The following is a 17,456-nucleotide window of genomic DNA, read 5'->3' on the forward strand; positions in this document are numbered from 1 at the left end:
ACGTACTTCGGCTATTTCCTCATGGGCGAATTCTCTGCCACGATATCTGACCGCCATCTCCATTCATCATGTTGTACCATAGATGGCAACCAGAACGCAAGTAGTTTTTTCGTGTCACCACGCCTCACTGAAGGGTTACCTTATTATGTGAGCGTTAGGGCAAGGAATGGTATGGGGATTTGGAGTCTTGCAGGCAGTAGTGATGGCATTATGGCATTAACCCCTCTTGGCGATGCTGATGGAGACGGATTAACTAATGCTCAGGAGGTAAATACCTATAACACAGACCCATTAATCGCAGATACTGATGGGGATGGTATAAAAGACGGCTGGGAGATTCAGTATGGGCTTAATCCTCTGAACACTTCTGATGGACTGCTTGATGCAGATAACGATGGCTTCAGCAACTTAACAGAATCCCAAAAGGGGACTAATCCCAATGACTCAACATCTCATCCTCCGGTTGCTTATGCAGGTTCAGATCAGAATGTTAAGACTGGTTCAAAGGTTGTTCTTGATGGAAGTGAAAGCACAGGCAGGGACGGCAACCTGATAACATTTAACTGGATACAGGCGGGTATTCCGGCAGGGAGTACTTCTGTACTTTCTAATACGAATATACCAAAACCATTCTTCACTGCTGATAAAGATGGGGTTTATAGTTATGACCTTACGGTATGTGATTCACTTTATTGCAGTAACCCTGATTCTGTCGCTGTCATCGCCTCCGTCTCCAATGTTTCACCTAATGCTGATGCAGGCAGTGATCAAAATGTACTTACAGGGCAATACGTTTCTTTAAATGGCAGTTTCAGTAATGACCCGGACAACGGCCCCGGTGCTATGACCTGGCTATGGGGTTTCCTGAATGTTCCAACCGGTAGTCTTCTTACTGATGCAAATATTTCCGGTAGCAATACCCCGCTTGCAGGCTTTACACCTGATGTAAATGGGCAATATCAGCTTGACCGTGCGGTATCAGACAGTGCTGCTGTCAGTCATGATCAGGTAGTGATTACTGCTGATGCAGTCACGCCGCCGGTTACAATTGCAGGTATTGATCAGCTTTACTTTAACAGATAACCTGTCTCTGACCTGCACAGTGTCAGTAAAGATATACAACGCATCTAACTTCCTTGTCAGGACAATAACTAAGACCAACATATCCTGCCCATCAACAGGTGCCGCAACCTCAGTGACATGGGATGGCAAAAACAGCAATGGTTTTCGCGTCCTCGCAGGTACTTACACATATAAGATACAGGCATACGATAAGGCAATGAATTATTCAATAATCAATAGTGGTACTGCAACGGCTAACTGAGGTACCCCTTTTCATGCAGGTATTCTTTCAGTGCATCTTTCCATGGCTTCATGTCATCAAGTGCAAGTTTTTTAAGGTTTCTGTTTTCAAGGACTGAATTTGCGGGCCGCCTTGCCTTTGCATTAAATTCAATAGCTGTTGTAGGGGATAGATTGGCACTAACACCGCTAAGTTCAAATATGGTTCTTGCAAATTCATACCATGAACAGCCGCCGTTATTTGTTATGTGATAGAGGCCGTACGCTTCAGTCCTGATAAGCTGGGATACTTTTAATGCGAGTTCTTTAGCGTGAGTAGGAGTGACTATTTGGTCGGCAACAACTTTAATGGGTTTGTTTTCTCGGGCTAATTTAAGCATCAGTTCAATGAAATTGCCGCCTTTACCGCTTATGCCTTTTGCACCATATAGTCCGCATGTCCTTATAACATAATGACGTTTACAGATGTTTCTTACAAAAAATTCACCGGCAAGTTTTGATACTGCATAGACACTCAGAGGATTGGGGGAGTCGTCCTCTGTATAGGGAACATTTTTTTCTCCACCGAATACATAGTCAGTGCTGAAATGTGCAAATGCGATGTCAAGTTCACTGCAAATCATCGCAATGTTTCTGACGGCATAAGCATTAACTGAAAAGCTCTTTTCTATATTATCTTCACAGTCATCAACCTTGTGGTAAGCGGCAGTGTTGATGATAATATCAGGCATGTTGGAGGATATGATGTCATTGACCTGCCGGTAATCCGTCATCTCAATATCCCTGTGTGTAAGCGGGATGATGGTATCGTCCTGAAGGATATTTAGAAGCTCACTGCCAAGTTGTCCGCCTGCGCCGATTATTAATATTTTCATCTTAGATTAACCCCATCCCCACCCTGACCCTCCCCTTGAAGGGGAGGGAATAAACTAAGCAGCCTCTCCCTCAGGGAGAGGGTCCGGGTGAGGGTGGGGTTTTCATTGTCCTTTCTGAATCCACGGCTCATGACGGTTCATCCTAGTATAAAACCTTAAAAATAAATATCACAATGCAGCCTATTATTCCTATCCATGTATTAAACTCTCTGTGTTTCTTTACTAATCCCCAATCAAAGATAGTCTCGCTTGCATGATGTGTTTGCAGAAGTGTTGAAGGGAGTGAGAATAGATAACTTAAAGAGGGAAAGAATACCGGTACACTGTTTTTATAATTAAGATAAGCAGGCCCGAAGATCTTTGTAAGTTCTTTTTCCTCATTTTTTATGGTGAATGTATAAACAAATAAAAAAATTATAAGGAAGAGTATCATAATTACATAATTATTGGACATGAGGCTGAATCCTGCGCCTATGAAGAATGTCCCAAGATAAAGGGGGTTGCGTGTGACGGCATAAGGTCCATGGTTTGCAATCTCTTTTCCTTTTTTGATAATACCGGACGCCCATGTCCTGATAGCTTCTCCTATAAAAATAACCGGGACTCCTAAAATGATTGATTTAGGAGTCGGGATTGAGAAGTAAATAAATAATCCTCCGATGATAAAGCTTAATGGCACACGGTAGCTTTTTATTGTTTTTGGTAATGAACTGATGGGATTCAAGCTGACTAACCGATCCTTACTGCTTCCTCAATAAGCATAACAGGTATATCATCTTTTATAGGATACTTTAGTTTACAGCTATTACAGATGAGTCCATCACCTTTCTGAGTAAGTGTTAAATCGCCCTTGCATTTTGGACATGCTAGGATTTCAAGTAATTCTTTGTTAATGCCCATTGTTACCTCCGTTAATTAAGTGTATTTGAAAACCACCCCCCCAGCCCCCCCTTGAACAAAGGGGGGGATTTTCGTTTTCCTTTGTGAAACCTCCGTTTCATGACAGTTCACTCGAAAATGACCCCTTTGCAAACCATTCAGTAGCGTGAGGGTTTATCCCCCACGTGACGCCGACCATAAAGGTCAGCGCTACGGCTAAGAGCGATTTTCATTTCCCTTTGAGCTTTATATTCACTTCACTCATTACATCATCTACTGTTATTGCTTCCATGCATAGCGGCCTTCCGTGCCTGCATGGTTTTCTGAAGCAGGGACTGCAGGCGATTTCTTTTTTGATAACAGTATGATTATCTCCATAAGGTCCTGTAAGTTTTGGGTCAGTAGCCCCAAACAGTGCGATTACCTGCCTGCCGAGTGCTGCGGCAATGTGCATGGGGCCTGAATCATTTGTTATGAGTAAATCTATCCTATCAAGCAAAGCAGTCAGGGTCTTTAATGTTGTATTTCCTGCTGCAATAACCGGCCTGCCGATTCTTACATGATTTCTAATTTCTTCTGCAAGAGGTATATCTTCCCTGCTGCCGAGGATGATTATACCTGCTTTCAATTCCTGAATCAAACGATTTATTAGTTCTGCATACAGAGATACCGGCCACCTCTTCTTCAACCATCTCGCAGAGGGGTTTATAGCAATCAGCGGGCTGACATCTTTCAGCTCATTTTTAATTAGAAAGTCCCGTGCCCATTCTGAATCCTCCATGTTTATGTAAATGGGAAAATGTGGTGAACTGTCATAAACGTTGCGCTCACAAAGGGGAATGAAAACCCCACCCTCACCCGGCCCTCTCCCTGAGGGAGAGGGGGCTACGTTGATTCCCTCCCCTTCAAGGGGAGGGGTAGGGTGGGGATGGGGTTGATTATCGGATGAAGTATTAGTTGAGTCCACAGTCTTCAGGTATCTGTCTACAGCGTGGATATGTGAATCTTGCAAGGATATTTTTTTATTATAAAACAGATATGCGAATTCCCTTGCATTTTCAAAGCCGACACGTTTTTTGCCTCCTGACAGATAGCTCAGCATACCGCTTCGGAATAAACCCTGCAGATCTATTATTGTGTCATACCTGTTTTTACGAATCTCATTAACCGCTAAAAGAAACCCTTTTAGCCCGTTCTTTAATAGGATAATTTCATCGAGGAGGGGATTTTCAATAAGCATATCCTTCCATACCTCTTTCACCACCCATCCGATATGTGCATCCGGATGCAACTTCCTTAATGCCCATAGCACAGGCAGGCTATGAACAATATCACCGAGAGAGCTTGGCTTGATAATGAGGATGCGGCTTTTTTTTGAGTTAGCTGTTAGCAGTGAGCTGTAAGCAGAAGATTGAGTGGCTACATTACCTGCTAACTGCTTACTGCTTACTGCTAACTTTTCTAAAATCCATTCAACAGCATTATAAAGGTTCGATGCTACATAATCCGGTTTATCTACTGAATCATCAGAAATCTTTCTGATTTGTTCTGACCCGTATCCTGTTAATACAAGTATGCCTTTGGCCCCGACACTGTGTGCAAGCTGGATATCAATAATCTTGTCGCCTATAACATAAGAGTTATGGAGGGATATCCCATGTTCTTGTGCGGCCTTTAATAGCAGTCCCGGCTTAGGTTTTCTGCAAACGCATTTGTCATAAGGGGTGTGAGGACAAATGTAAATTCCATCTAATCTGCAATCAGTTTTCTCAAACTCAAGATTCATCTTCTTATGGAGTTCCCCCACGAACTCCAAAGAGAAGTAACCTCGTCCGACACCGGATTGGTTAGTGACCACGATTGCAGGGATATTATTTTCGTTTAACTTCCTGACAGCATCGGTAACACGGGGAAGAATAGAAAACCTGTCAAGGCTGTCAACATAACCCATTTCCTGATTTATTGTACCGTCCCTGTCTATGAATACAGCGAATTTCACGTTAAAATAACCCCATCCCCACCCTAACCCTCCCCTTGAAGGGGAGGGTTTTTTTTTCTTACATCTTACTTCTTGCTTCTGTCTATCTTCGCAACCCCCTCCAATACGTCCTCTACACTAATCAAGTCCATGCACTTTAAATCTGTCGGGCATGTCCTTAGAAAGCATGGACTGCATGGGACATCTTTTTTTATTACTACATGACCTTCACCTGATGGGCCTGATTTTACAGGGTCGGTTGAGCCGAATATGGCTGTTACAGGTATGCCGAGTGCTGCGGCAATGTGCATGGGGCCGGAATCATTAGTGATGATGCATTTACATCTATGGATTAACGCCATAAGCTCTCTGACGGATGTCTTACCTGCTGCATTGAGAACAGGGGCCTCTGCAAGTGAGGCAATCTCATTTCCTATGTCTGTTTCTTTAAGACTTCCGAAGATTATTATTTTAGATTTGTATTTTCTGATAAGTGTCCTTGCAACACTTCCATATCTTTCCGGATACCACCTCTTTGATGAACCATAGGCTGCACCTGGATTAATCCCGATTAATAAATCCTCAGGAGTTATGTCGTTTTTCTTTAAGAACTCTTCAGCATTTTGTTCTTCTTGTTTTGAGAGATAAAGTTTAGGGGTGGGGAGAGTATCGGGATTGAAATCAAATGCAGAAGCGATGTTCAAATAATATTCTGATTGATGAACCTTCCTGATCTCTTTGCTGAGTTTTACAGGGAAATTCAGCAGGAGTCCACGGCCGTCTCTGATGTAACCACAGCGGAGCGGGATACCGGCAAGCCGTGCGATTAATGCCGACCTGAGTGAGTTGGGGAATAAAACTGCAAGGTCATATCTCCCTTTTCTAATCTCACTTGCCGCAGGCAGTATGTCCGACTTGTTTTTTTTCAAAGGGTAGGACATTTTATCATCAACATAAGGAGATTCGTAAAACAGTTCAGTGACATGAGGGAGCCCGATGACCGAGATTCGAGCAGAAGGGAATATCTCCCTAATCCTGTAAATTGCAGGCAATGATAATACAGCGTCGCCAATCCAGTTGGGAAGGAAGATAATTATCTTGTTTATGTCAGCGTTATTTTTCATCATTCGAAATCAACCCCATCCCCACCCTGCCCCTCCCCTTGAAGGGGAGGGAATAATTGCAGGGGGGGGAATAAGCATAGCTAAATCCCCTTGAAGGCGAGGCAGCCTTTTCTCGCTTCTTTCTTCTTACTTCTTACTTCTTACTTCTTACTTCTACTCTACGCCCTAACCCTTTCCTCCGGCCTCGTCTTCCACCTTTGATGCATCCAGAACCATTGGTCAGGATATTTCCGGACGAAAGATTCCAGTATGTTTGTAAAAATCTCTGTATTTGTATATATGTCCTTTTCCTTGTCTCCACTCCTGCACAGATTAACTGTTTCACCAAATATCAACCTGTGTCTGTATTTTCCTTCTCTGACCAGGAATGTCGGGATTACTGATGCACCGCTCTTCATTGCAATAATGGCAGGCCCTTTGTTTGTGGCAGCGGGTGTACCGAAGTAGTCCACAAAAACACCGAGGTCTCGTGATGTATTCTGGTCAATCAGGATAGCAAGGGCCTCCCCATTTTTCAGACATCTCAGGACATCACGGAGGACATTTTTCTTAGGCAGAACCTTTCCACCTGTTATACCCCTTAATTTTAAGAGGATGCTATTTATCCTTGGATTATCCAAGGGACGTACTATTACATTATATGGGCAGTTAATAGTTCCGAATGTTATGCCCATAAGCTCCCAATTGCCGAAATGCCCTGTCAGATATATTACACCATTTCCCTTTTTTATTTCAGATTTAAGGTTTTCCTTTCCTTCGATTGTTATCCGTTTGTTAAGGAATTTATAAACATAAGCAGGATTCTTTGTTGCAATATATACAGCCTCAGCCGCAGACCTCCCAAGATTTTTATAAGCCTTCTTAGCAAGATTAATAATACGTTTATGTTCTAAATCAGGGAAGGCCATTCCAAGATTTTTTAGTGTAATATTGCGGTGTCTTGAATCTAAATAATATCCCAATATTCCAATCATCCCCCCGATGTCTGAGACCACCCTATAAGGTAATATGGATAAAACCTTCATTAAAAAGAGTACGATAATATACTCTGAATTAATTGCAAACTTACTTTTCTTTTTCTTCGCCAATCTTACCCCTTACTTCTTACTTCAGCCTTGTTACCTGTCTTAAAATCCATTCATCAAACCCCTTATCAATACACATCTCAACCTTTAAAGTTAATAGAGGTTTAGCCAAACCTTCATTATTAAGCAGGTCTGCACCATTTATGCGGGTCATGTCTTTCTCTGTTGTTATTATCGCTTCTGCAGATAGTCGTTCTGCCTCTAATGAAATTCGTTCCATATCTTTGTTGTTATACCAATGATGGTCAGGGAATCTGATTTCGCGTTTTATAATTCCCCCATTTTCAATAACACTACGCTTGAATGATCCGGGGTTTCCGATTCCTGAGAATAACAACAGGCTTTTCCCATTTATATAGTCACGACTGTAAGTTTTCCTATATGAATCCATAATACCCGATACCTTCAGTGAAGAATAATAAACCGGCGCTTTTTTATTATATGAACGTACAAGGGCTTCTGCCTTCGACTTATCCCCTTCATCAGCCCTGCTTATTATAATACAATCAGCCCTTGATATTCCTGCAAGAGGCTCTCTTAGAATACCTGCCGGAAGCATAGAACCATTACCTGCAGGGTTTGATGCATCAATAAGCAGGATATTGATATTCCTGTATAGTTTAAGGTGCTGAAAGCCGTCATCAAGAATAAATATATCAGCGTCAAAGTGTTCTTTGGAAAACATGCCGGTAATGTACCTGTCTGCACCAACGACTACCGGGACGTTCTTTAGGCCTGATGCAATAAGATAAGGTTCATCCCCTGATTCCTGCGGTGTGGTCAGGATAGCTTTTCCGTCACTCACCGGCAGGATAGGTTTCTTAGATTTTCTTTTGTAACCACGGGTAAGAACTACCGGACGAAAATTCCTTTTCTGAAACAATCTTGCGAGGTGCATGACAGTCGGTGTCTTTCCTGTCCCGCCTGCTGTAATATTACCCACGCAGATAACAGGGCAGGGGAGTCGTCTGATTTTAAGCACCCCATTATCATACATCCATTTCCTGATGAGCCAGATTAGTTTATAAAGATGAGATATAAGTGTTAGCAAGGTTTGTATTCTCTATTGAAAATCCTCGTAGCTCACCCTCCCCCTAACCCCCTCCCCTCAAGGGAGGGGGAATCTTCCCATTTTTATCTTACTTCTGCCTTTCTAACTTCTTGCTTCTGATTTCTTGTTTCTTGCTTCTAACTTCTTGCCTCTGACTTCTGACTTCTCACTTCTGCCCCTTCTCCGCAAACTGCATATCATACAGTCTTCTATATAGCCCGCTGTTTTTCAAGAGTTCCTCATGTTTTCCTGTCTCAATGATCCTGCCTTTTTCTAATGCAATAATTATATCTGCATTCCTGATTGTGGAAAGTCTGTGGGCTATAACGAATGTAGTCCTTCCCTTCATAAGATTATTCAGGGCCATCTGGATGATGTGTTCTGATTCTGTGTCAAGCGCTGAGGTTGCCTCATCTAAAATAAGTAAGGGTGGATTTTTCAGGATTGCACGCGCAATTGCTATCCTTTGCTTTTCACCGCCGGACAGCCTGACGCCCCTTTCTCCGATCTCAGTATTGTATCCGTCAGGCATCTTCATTATAAAATCATGGGCATAGGCCTTTGTTGTTGCGGCTGTTACCTCTTCCATACTGAATTCCTTTTTGCCGTAAGTAATATTGTTCAGGACAGTATCATTAAAAAGTATAACGTCCTGACTTACTATACCCAGATGTTTCCTTAGAGAGTGGAGGGTAAAGTCCCTTATGTCCGTATTATCAAAAAGTATTCCGCCGGAGGAAGGGTCATAAAATCTGAGCAGGAGGTTACCGATAGTTGTCTTACCCCCGCCGCTGCCGCCGACTATTGCAGCCACCTGACCGTTATTTACACGGAAATTCAGGCCGGAAAGGGCATTCCCGGATGCCCCTTCATATTTAAAAGATACGTCATTAAATTCTATACTTTTATTAATCCCTGTAAGCTCTAATCTACCTTTATCAGTAATACGTTCTGTGTCCATATCCATAATTTCAAATATCCTTTCAGCAGCAGCAAGGGACTGTTGAATGGATACATTTATTTTTGTGAGGGTCTTTAGGGGGCCATACATGAGTATCAATGCTGTAAGAAATGAAAAAAACGTGCCTGTAGTTGAAACGCCGTGTATCACCTGATACCCGCCGTACCATATTATCAGGGCAACTGCTATGGAGCCTATAAATTCCATAAGCGGTGTGCTTATCTCAGCATATTTAACACCCTTCATAGTTACCTTGAATAATTTATTGTTTTTATCTTTGAACTTATCAATTTCGCGTTGTTCCATACCGAATGCCTTAACAACCTGTGTACCTGTAAAGGTTTCATGAAGTATGGAGGTAATCCCTGACATCTCTTCCTGTCCAATCTTGCTTACATGTCTTAGTTTTTTTCCGAGTCTGACGAGAGGATAATATGCAAACGGGAGGGAGGTACAGGCAATAACAGCGAGCTTCCAGTCTCTATAGAATACTACTCCTGTAAGTGAAATCACTGTAACTACATTCTGTATAAGGTCTTTAATAGAGGTTGAGACTGCATTGTTTATGATACTGACGTCATTTAGTATCCTTGACATTAGATTACCGGTTGAGTTACGTATATAGAATTGCATAGGCATTACAGCAGTATGGGAGAAGAGGTCATTTCGCACATCCATTATGACCTTGTTACCGACATATCTCATTATATAAGACTGTGCATAATTACAGATGCCCTTGAAGAGATATATAATAAGGATGGCAACCGGTATAAGAACGAGCATCTGAATGTTCTTTTCAATAAATATCTTATCAAGCACAGGCTGTACCAGCCATGCCGCCGCCGCAGTGGTACCTGAAACACCGAGTGCACACACAAAGGCTATTATAACCAACAGCCAGTATGGTTTGACATAAAGCATTAATCGTTTATACATGACCCTATCCGAATATCTCCATAGCCCACCCTCCCCCGGCCCCCCTCCCGTCAAGGGAGGGGGAATCTTTCTGTTTTTTCTTGCATCTTACTTCTTGCCTCTTACTTCTTGCCTCTTACTTCTTGCTTCTAACTTCTGCTCACTATCCAACATCTTCGCTATGACCTCAGCCGCTCTCAGAGATGCCCCCGGTGGTCCGAGCCTCATCTTTACCTCGTGGAGGTCCTTTTTAATCTTTTCATAATAACCTTTGTCATCCAACATCCTTCTTACTTCTTCTGCTATTCTATCAGGTTTTACATCTGCCTGTAACATCTCAGGCACGATCCTTTTTCCTGCAAGGATATTTACTATACATATATCCTTAATCTTTACAAGTAATTTTGCAGCAGCATAAGTTAGAGCAGAAACCCGGTATAACACAACCATAGGTTTTTCAAACAAAGCGGCCTGTAGTGTGATAGTGCCGGATGCAGCAATAATAACATCACTGATATTTAAGACATCATTAGCCTCGCCTTTCATCATTTTGACACCTACAGGACTTTTGGAAACAATGTCCCGGATATGGTCAAAATCAAGTGTCTCAGCTACAGCCATTACAAGTTGAATATCAGGATTGGTCTCTTTAAGTATCCGTGCGGCCTCAAGCATATCTGTCAGCAGGGAATTAATCTCTCCGGGGCGGCTTCCCGGCAGGAGTCCTATAACAGGTTTTCCTTTTACGATTTTATATTTTTGAAGAGTCTGCTCAACAGGTCCGGTGTTTAATATCTCATCAACAAGCGGATGCCCTGCAAAGGTGCAATCCACACCTGCATCCTTGTATAATGCCTCTTCAAAGGGTAATATCACGATCATCTTATTTACCCTTTCTGCAATCTTATGAAGCCGTCCTTTTTTCCATGCCCATATCTGCGGGCTGATGTAATAGACAACAGGTATGCCTTCACTTTTTGCTACCCCTGCAATCCTTATATTGAAACCCGGGTAGTCAATAAGTACAACCATATCTATTTTATGGGATTTAAGCAGATCCTTTACAAGGTTATATGCCTTTCTTATTGCACTGAATTTTGGAAGGATTTCAGATACGCCTACGACACTAATATTTGATGCGTCATATAGGATTTCTACACCGGCATTCCTCATCCTATCTCCGCCTATACCGGTAATATTTACATCGGACATACTGAAGAGGTTCTTTGCAAGCTCTGCCCCATATATGTCACCGGATGCCTCTCCGGCAATCATTAGAATCTTTTTCATAATTAGGGGGGTTACAGTCTCTTCTCTGCATCTTCCTGAACTTTTAGTGCAATGCTGAGGGCATCCCTTCCATCCCTGGCGGAGACTAAAGGAGACTTACCGCTTATTACTGCATTAATGAATGATTTGAGTTCTGCTGAGAGTGGTTCCTCTTTCTCAGGTGTTATCTTTTCCTCTATAATTTTAGGTGAGTTTTCCTCAATAATCCTGCGGCAGACCGTGAGGCTCTGCTGTGCATAATCAATGGATAAGTAGGTATCAGGCTGAAAGATTCTTGTTTTCCTCATCTTTTCCCTTGATACCCTGCTTGCAGTGAGATCTGCTATACAGCCGTTTGAAAACTCTATTCTTGCATTTGCAATATCTATATGATTTGTAAGTACAGGTGTCCCAACTGCACGAATATCTGTAACTTCAGACTTTACAAGATTCAGGATAATATCAATGTCATGTATCATCAGGTCCAGTATTACATTTACATCAGTCGCCCGTCCTACAAAAGGTCCTGTCCGTTGTGCCTCTATAAACCTCGGCTTTTGTATATATCCGGACATTATCCTGAAAGCAGGATTAAACCGTTCTATGTGACCTACCTGAATAAGGGTGCCCCTTGACTCTGCTTCCACAATAAGTGAGGATGCCTGTGAAGTGGTAGTTGTAATGGGTTTTTCAATCAGCACATCTGAATTTCGCCTGATAAAATCAGTTGCTATCTGATAATGGAGAATAGTAGGGGATGCGATGCTGACCGCCTTTACCTTCCCCAGCAGGTCTTTATAATCATAGTATGCCTTTGTATTATATTTGGCAGCTATGCTGTCTGCACGTTCTTTATCAGTGTCAACAACACCGACAAGTTCAACTTCTTCCATAGATTTGTAAATACGGGCATGGTGTTCGCCCAGATAGCCTACGCCGATTACGGCAACTTTGATTTTTTTATTCATTTTAAAATAACCCCATCCCCACCCTAACCCTCCCCTTGAAGGGGAGGGAATAAACATAGCACCCTCTCCCTCAGGGAGAGGGTCCGGGTGAGGGTGGGGTTTTCATTGCCCTTTGTGAGCCGAAGGCTCATGTGGGTTCATCTGTAATTAATTTTTATCAAATTCCAATAACGCAGATTCCTGCTTCATCAGCAGACCTGATTAGTTTTTCTTTTTCAAGTATTATAGTCATTCCGGATTCAACAGCAAGTACCCTCGCATTGACCTCTTTCATAGTTTCAATGGTGTTTGTACCGATGGTCGGCAGGTCGAATCTCAAGTCCTGCCCCGGTTTACATATCTTTACAACCGTTGCCCCGCCATCGGCAAACCTGCCGCCCCGGCGTATGGTCTCGTCAGTTCCTTCAACAGCCTCTACTGCAAGAACTGCACGATTTTTTACTATAATACACTGTCCTATATCAAGACGTCCGATTCCCTTTGCCATCTCCATTCCAAATTCTATGTCTTTCTGTTCTTCATCCGTTGGTTTGCTGTTTGTCATTACCCCCTTTTCAGCAAGTATTGAAGTTATGTAAGCAGTAGCCTCACCAATTTTTATTCCATCTTTTTCAAACTCTCCTGCTATTGCCCTGAGTATGGTGTCATCTTTCCGGTCTTTAAGCCGGAATAGCAATGATATGGATCTTAAATCCGGCCTGACATCTTTAAACATGAACTTCTTACTTACGCCCCCGGCCATAATGGCCTCTCTGACACCTTCTTTTTTAAATGAGTCAATCATCTTTGACAGTTGACCTAAATTAAACCAGAAAGTCTTGTCAGCAGCCTTCTCAATATCCGGCGATGTTATACCATTATGTGCCGCAACAATAATTGAATAGCCGCTGTTTTTGGCTGCCTCTGCAAGTATAACCGGGAAACTACCGTCTCCTGCAATTATGCCGAGCTTCTGAGTCAACTAAGATTCCTCCACGTTCTTCATCTGAAAATGACCCCAAGTAAGCAGTAAGCGGTAAGCAGTTAGCAGATAAAGACTGCCTTTCCTGTTTACTGCTCACTGCTTACTGTTTACTATTTTCATGTCCCTTTGTGAGCGCCCCGCTCATGTGGGTTCATCCGAACCTTCCTGTAATATAATCTTCTGTCAATTTATTTGAAGGGGCTGTAAAGATCTGTTTTGTTTCACTGTACTCTACAAGTTCACCCATCATAAAGAATCCTGTATATTCCGAAACCCTTGCGGCCTGTTGCATATTATGTGTGACAATGACGACAGTATATTCTTTCTTGAGTGCTGTTATCAAGTCTTCTACCTTTGATGTAGCAATGGGGTCAAGGGCAGAGCATGGTTCATCAAATAAGATTACCTCAGGTGCTGTTGCTATTGCCCTTGCAATACAAAGCCTCTGCTGTTGTCCGCCTGAAAGGGCCAGGGCACTTGAATGAAGCCTGTCTTTTACCTCATCCCACAGGGCAGCCTTCCTGAGACTCTCTTCTACAACCTTATCAAGGATGCTGTTCTTCTTGATCCCCTGTATCCTGAGACCAAAGGCGACGTTTTCATAAATGCTCTTGGGAAACGGATTGGGTTTCTGGAACACCATTCCAATACGCCTCCTGACATCAGTAATATCGAGATTCTTTGAATAGATATTTGTTCCATCATAGAGTATTTCACCTTCAACCCTGAAATTTGGGACAGTATCATTCATCCTGTTGAGGCATCTTATAAATGTACTCTTCCCGCACCCCGATGGGCCTATGACAGCGGTGACAGACCTTGAGGCAATCTCAAAGTTTACATTCTTCAACGCATGTTTTTCACCGTAATAGGCGTTTACTTCTCTAATCTTAAAAGCCATTATTTACTGCTCCGTAATTTAAAATTGTTTTTTTCTTCTTATCTCTTGCTTCTATCTTCTTACTTCTTACTTCTGATTTTCGACTTCTGAAGCTTTTTACCATCTTATCTTCTTCTGATACCTGTGCCTAATAAAGACTGCAATTCCGTTCATGGTAAAGGTCAATATAAGTAATATTATTATAGCCGCTGCTGCATTGGTTGAGAATGCCTTTTGCGGCCTTGAGACCCAATTGAATATCTGAATAGGGAGTACTGTAAATTGATCAAAAAGCCCCTGGATACTTATATAAGGAAACACTGCACTTACAGGGCTTGTCGGTAAAAATGATACATACGCCAATGCCCCGATGGTTATAAGCGGTGCGGTTTCCCCTATTGCCCGAGACATGGCAAGTATTATGCCGGTCATAATGCCGGGCATAGCAGCCGGTAATACCTGATAACTTATGGTCTGCCATTTTGTAGCCCCGAGGGCCAGAGATGCCTCTCTGAGTGAAAGAGGTATTGTCCTAAGCGACTCCCTTGTTGACATAATAACCATAGGCATTACAAGGATAGCCAGCGTTGCTGCCCCTGAAATTACACTCCGTTCAAGATTTAATAATCTTACAAATACACCAAGTCCGAGGAGGCCATAGATAATTGAAGGGACACCGGCAAGGTTTGCAATATTTATCTCAATGAGATTTGTAAGCCAGTTCTTTTTACTGTACTCTTCCAGATACAGTGCCGCCATTATTCCAATGGGGATGGTAAATAACCCTGTTAAAACCATAACCCACGTAGTGCCTATCCATGCCGCGAGTATTCCCGCCTCTTCAGCCCTCCTGGACGGATAGTGCGATATAAACTGCCACCCAAGCCTGCCGAGACCATCAGCAAGTACATCTGTAATAAGATTCAGCAGTACTGCCAGACCAATCAGCGTTGCTATAAGCCCTATCACATAAAATGCTTTGTCAAACCACTTCATCCGAAAATCCCTTCCGGCGGGGTTTTCTTACCCCGCTGATTTTCTTGCTTCTAACCTCTAACCTGTCTTTAATCATATACCTCTCTGAATCTTTTCCTGAACCAGTAGCTTATCATATTCAAAAAAAATGTAAGCACAAACAGGCTTATCCCGACTGCAAATATTGTCTTATATTCAAGGGTCCCTGTTGGCGTATCACCGAGGCTGACCTGAACTATGTATGCTGTAACAGTTTCTATAGGGACAAGTGGGTTCAGCGTGAGTCTTGGCTGTTGTCCTGCGGCAATGGCAAGGATCATGGTTTCACCTACAGCCCTTGATATACCAAGAATAAATGACGCTGCAATACCTGAAAAGGCCGCAGGAACCACCACCCGAAATGCAACCTGTATCTTCCTTGCCCCCAGGGCATAAGCCCCTTCGCGCAGTCCCATAGGCACTGCGTGCATGGCGTCCTCACTAAGCGAAGATATTATGGGGATTATCATTATTCCCATAACGATACCAGGGCTTAGTGCGTTGAAACCCGATAAATCCGGCATAAGTTTTTGAAGCAGCGGTGTAACAAAGAGAAGTGCAAAGTACCCATAAACTACAGTTGGTATGGCGGCAAGTATCTCAAGTGCAGGTTTTACGAATGTCCTTATCCTGTCGGATGCATATTCACTCAGGAACACAGCACTAATCAGACCGATGGGCAGTGCAACAACAATCGCGATTCCGGTTGTAAGAAATGTCCCTGCAAATAACGGCAGTACCCCGAAGTGTTTTTCCTCAAAGAGGGGGGTCCATTGAGTATCAGTTAGAAATGAGATTATTGACACCTCTTTGAAAAACTCATACGTCTCAAAAATCAGGACACTGATTATGCCTATGGTAACAAACACAGAAAATATGGCGCTAAGGAAAAGCAGGCTTTCAATGCCTCTTTCTTTTATCTTCTGTGTTTGCTTATGAATCAACCCCATCCCCACCCTGGCCCTCCCCTTGAAGGGGAGGGAATTACTTGTCTCTTGCTCCAAACTTCTTGCCGCAACTCACCCCCACCCTATCCCTCCCCCCTCAAGGGGGAGGGGAATAAAAGCATAATCCTCCATCCCGTCAAGGATGAGGGGAATAGACGTTTGCCTCCCTCTCCCCCGGTGGGAGAGGGTCCGGGTGAGGGGGATTTTCTTCCGCAATCTTATTTCTAACTTCTTGCTTCTTACCTCTAACTTCTGCTCATTGCTTACTCCTTTTTAAGCAGCTCCTCAATCCTAACCCCTACCTGTGACCCATGCCCGCCGAATACAGAGCCGCCGACACGATTTTTGAATCTTTTCAGTACAAGCTCATAAGCCTTATCCGGAAGCGGGATATATCCGACCTCTCTTGAAAGTGTCTTCCCATTCTTCATATAGAACTCGATAAATCTCTGGATCTCCGGTTTTCCGGAGGACTTCCAGTTTACGTAAATAAACAGCGGTCTTGAGAGCGGCTGATAGGTACCTTTTTCAACGTTTGCAGATGTAGGATAAACAGGGCCTTTCCCGTTTGAATCATTCCCGTCATCTATCGGGACAAGTTTTAGTTGGTTCTTATTTTCTTCATAGTATGCAACCCCAAAGAAACCGAGTGCATAAGTATCTGTTGAGATACCCTGAACAAGTACATTATCATCTTCACTGGAAGTAAAGTCACCGCGGCTTGAGTGTTCTTTGCCTACAATAGCGTCAGTAAAGTAATCGTAGGTACCTGAATCAACGCCTGCACCGAAGAGGTGGATCTCCTTGTCAGGCCAGTTGGGACGTATCTGATTCCATTTTTTAATCTTGCCCTGTGCAGCAGGTTCCCAAATCTTTTTTAATTCACTTACAGTAAACGAATTTGCCCATGTATTTTTTGGATTGACAACAACAGCCAGTCCGTCATAGGCAACAGGAAGCTCGATGTATTCTATCCCTTTCTTCTTACAAAGTTCAACCTCAGATGGTTTAATTGGTCTTGATGCATTACTTATATCCGTCTCACCACTGCAGAACTTTTTAAATCCGCCGCCGGTTCCTGAAATTCCAACAGTCACATTCGTTTTCCCTCTCTCTGCCTTTTGATACTCTTCAGCAACGGCCTCGGTTATCGGGTAAACAGTAGAAGACCCGTCTGCCTTTATTACATTGGCGGCATGAACCTTTGCAGTTATTGCAAAACCTAAAAAAGCAGTTATTAATAG

At 42.9% G+C, this 17,456-nt stretch carries 17 protein-coding genes; 2 read left to right on the forward strand and 15 right to left on the reverse strand.

What is annotated here, in order from left to right; all coding sequences use genetic code 11:
- Positions 1–21: 21 nt before the first annotated feature.
- Both HZA08_06495 and HZA08_06500 read left to right on the forward strand, forming a co-directional pair.
- Complete coding sequence (locus tag HZA08_06495; GenBank protein MBI5193075.1) at positions 22–1,083, forward strand: hypothetical protein; 1,062 nt, start codon at positions 22–24, stop codon at positions 1,081–1,083.
- 19 nt (positions 1,084–1,102) lie between these two features.
- On the forward strand, positions 1,103–1,324 hold the full coding sequence (locus tag HZA08_06500) for a hypothetical protein (protein ID MBI5193076.1): 222 nt from the start codon (positions 1,103–1,105) through the stop codon (positions 1,322–1,324).
- Here HZA08_06500 and rfbD read toward each other — a convergent pair.
- The 15 genes from rfbD to HZA08_06575 form a co-directional block, all read right to left on the reverse strand.
- Entirely contained in the window at positions 1,317–2,177 is an 861-nt protein-coding gene (gene rfbD / locus HZA08_06505; protein ID MBI5193077.1) for a dTDP-4-dehydrorhamnose reductase, read from the reverse strand. The two genes, HZA08_06500 and rfbD, sit on opposite strands and share 8 nt — an antisense overlap.
- Positions 2,178–2,319: 142 nt before the next feature.
- Entirely contained in the window at positions 2,320–2,901 is a 582-nt protein-coding gene (locus tag HZA08_06510; GenBank protein MBI5193078.1) for an isoprenylcysteine carboxylmethyltransferase family protein, read from the reverse strand.
- 5 nt (positions 2,902–2,906) lie between these two features.
- On the reverse strand, positions 2,907–3,077 hold the full coding sequence (locus tag HZA08_06515) for a Trm112 family protein (GenBank protein MBI5193079.1): 171 nt from the start codon (positions 3,075–3,077) through the stop codon (positions 2,907–2,909).
- A gap of 208 nt (positions 3,078–3,285) precedes the next feature.
- Positions 3,286–5,055 (reverse strand): HAD-IIIA family hydrolase, encoded by a 1,770-nt coding sequence (locus HZA08_06520; GenBank protein MBI5193080.1) that lies wholly within the window; start codon positions 5,053–5,055, stop codon positions 3,286–3,288.
- A gap of 65 nt (positions 5,056–5,120) precedes the next feature.
- Positions 5,121–6,161: a lipopolysaccharide heptosyltransferase II gene (waaF, locus tag HZA08_06525; GenBank protein MBI5193081.1), complete on the reverse strand. Its 1,041-nt coding sequence runs from the start codon at positions 6,159–6,161 to the stop codon at positions 5,121–5,123.
- Positions 6,162–6,316: 155 nt separating this feature from the next.
- On the reverse strand, positions 6,317–7,246 hold the full coding sequence (locus HZA08_06530; protein ID MBI5193082.1) for a lysophospholipid acyltransferase family protein: 930 nt from the start codon (positions 7,244–7,246) through the stop codon (positions 6,317–6,319).
- A gap of 16 nt (positions 7,247–7,262) precedes the next feature.
- Complete coding sequence (gene lpxK, locus HZA08_06535; GenBank protein ID MBI5193083.1) at positions 7,263–8,294, reverse strand: tetraacyldisaccharide 4'-kinase; 1,032 nt, start codon at positions 8,292–8,294, stop codon at positions 7,263–7,265.
- 166 nt (positions 8,295–8,460) lie between these two features.
- The gene (gene msbA / locus HZA08_06540; GenBank protein MBI5193084.1) at positions 8,461–10,191 is read right to left on the reverse strand and encodes a lipid A export permease/ATP-binding protein MsbA; all 1,731 of its coding nucleotides are present in this window, start codon (positions 10,189–10,191) and stop codon (positions 8,461–8,463) included.
- 87 nt (positions 10,192–10,278) lie between these two features.
- Positions 10,279–11,460, reverse strand: a complete 1,182-nt coding sequence (lpxB, locus tag HZA08_06545) for a lipid-A-disaccharide synthase (GenBank protein ID MBI5193085.1) — start codon at positions 11,458–11,460, stop codon at positions 10,279–10,281.
- An 11-nt stretch (positions 11,461–11,471) separates the two neighbouring features.
- A complete protein-coding gene (locus tag HZA08_06550; protein ID MBI5193086.1) occupies positions 11,472–12,407 on the reverse strand; it encodes a Gfo/Idh/MocA family oxidoreductase in 936 nt (311 codons plus the stop codon).
- 157 nt (positions 12,408–12,564) lie between these two features.
- Entirely contained in the window at positions 12,565–13,368 is an 804-nt protein-coding gene (gene lpxI, locus HZA08_06555; protein ID MBI5193087.1) for a UDP-2,3-diacylglucosamine diphosphatase LpxI, read from the reverse strand.
- A gap of 154 nt (positions 13,369–13,522) precedes the next feature.
- Entirely contained in the window at positions 13,523–14,272 is a 750-nt protein-coding gene (gene pstB, locus HZA08_06560) for a phosphate ABC transporter ATP-binding protein (GenBank protein MBI5193088.1), read from the reverse strand.
- A 96-nt stretch (positions 14,273–14,368) separates the two neighbouring features.
- The gene (pstA, locus tag HZA08_06565) at positions 14,369–15,247 is read right to left on the reverse strand and encodes a phosphate ABC transporter permease PstA (GenBank protein MBI5193089.1); all 879 of its coding nucleotides are present in this window, start codon (positions 15,245–15,247) and stop codon (positions 14,369–14,371) included.
- Positions 15,248–15,315: 68 nt separating this feature from the next.
- A complete protein-coding gene (pstC, locus tag HZA08_06570) occupies positions 15,316–16,215 on the reverse strand; it encodes a phosphate ABC transporter permease subunit PstC (GenBank protein ID MBI5193090.1) in 900 nt (299 codons plus the stop codon).
- A 260-nt stretch (positions 16,216–16,475) separates the two neighbouring features.
- On the reverse strand, positions 16,476–17,456 hold a 981-nt coding region (locus HZA08_06575; protein MBI5193091.1), incomplete at its 5' end, for a PstS family phosphate ABC transporter substrate-binding protein.

The sequence above is a fragment of the Nitrospirota bacterium genome (assembly GCA_016212215.1).
Classification (GTDB): Bacteria; Nitrospirota; 9FT-COMBO-42-15; order HDB-SIOI813; family HDB-SIOI813; genus JACRGV01.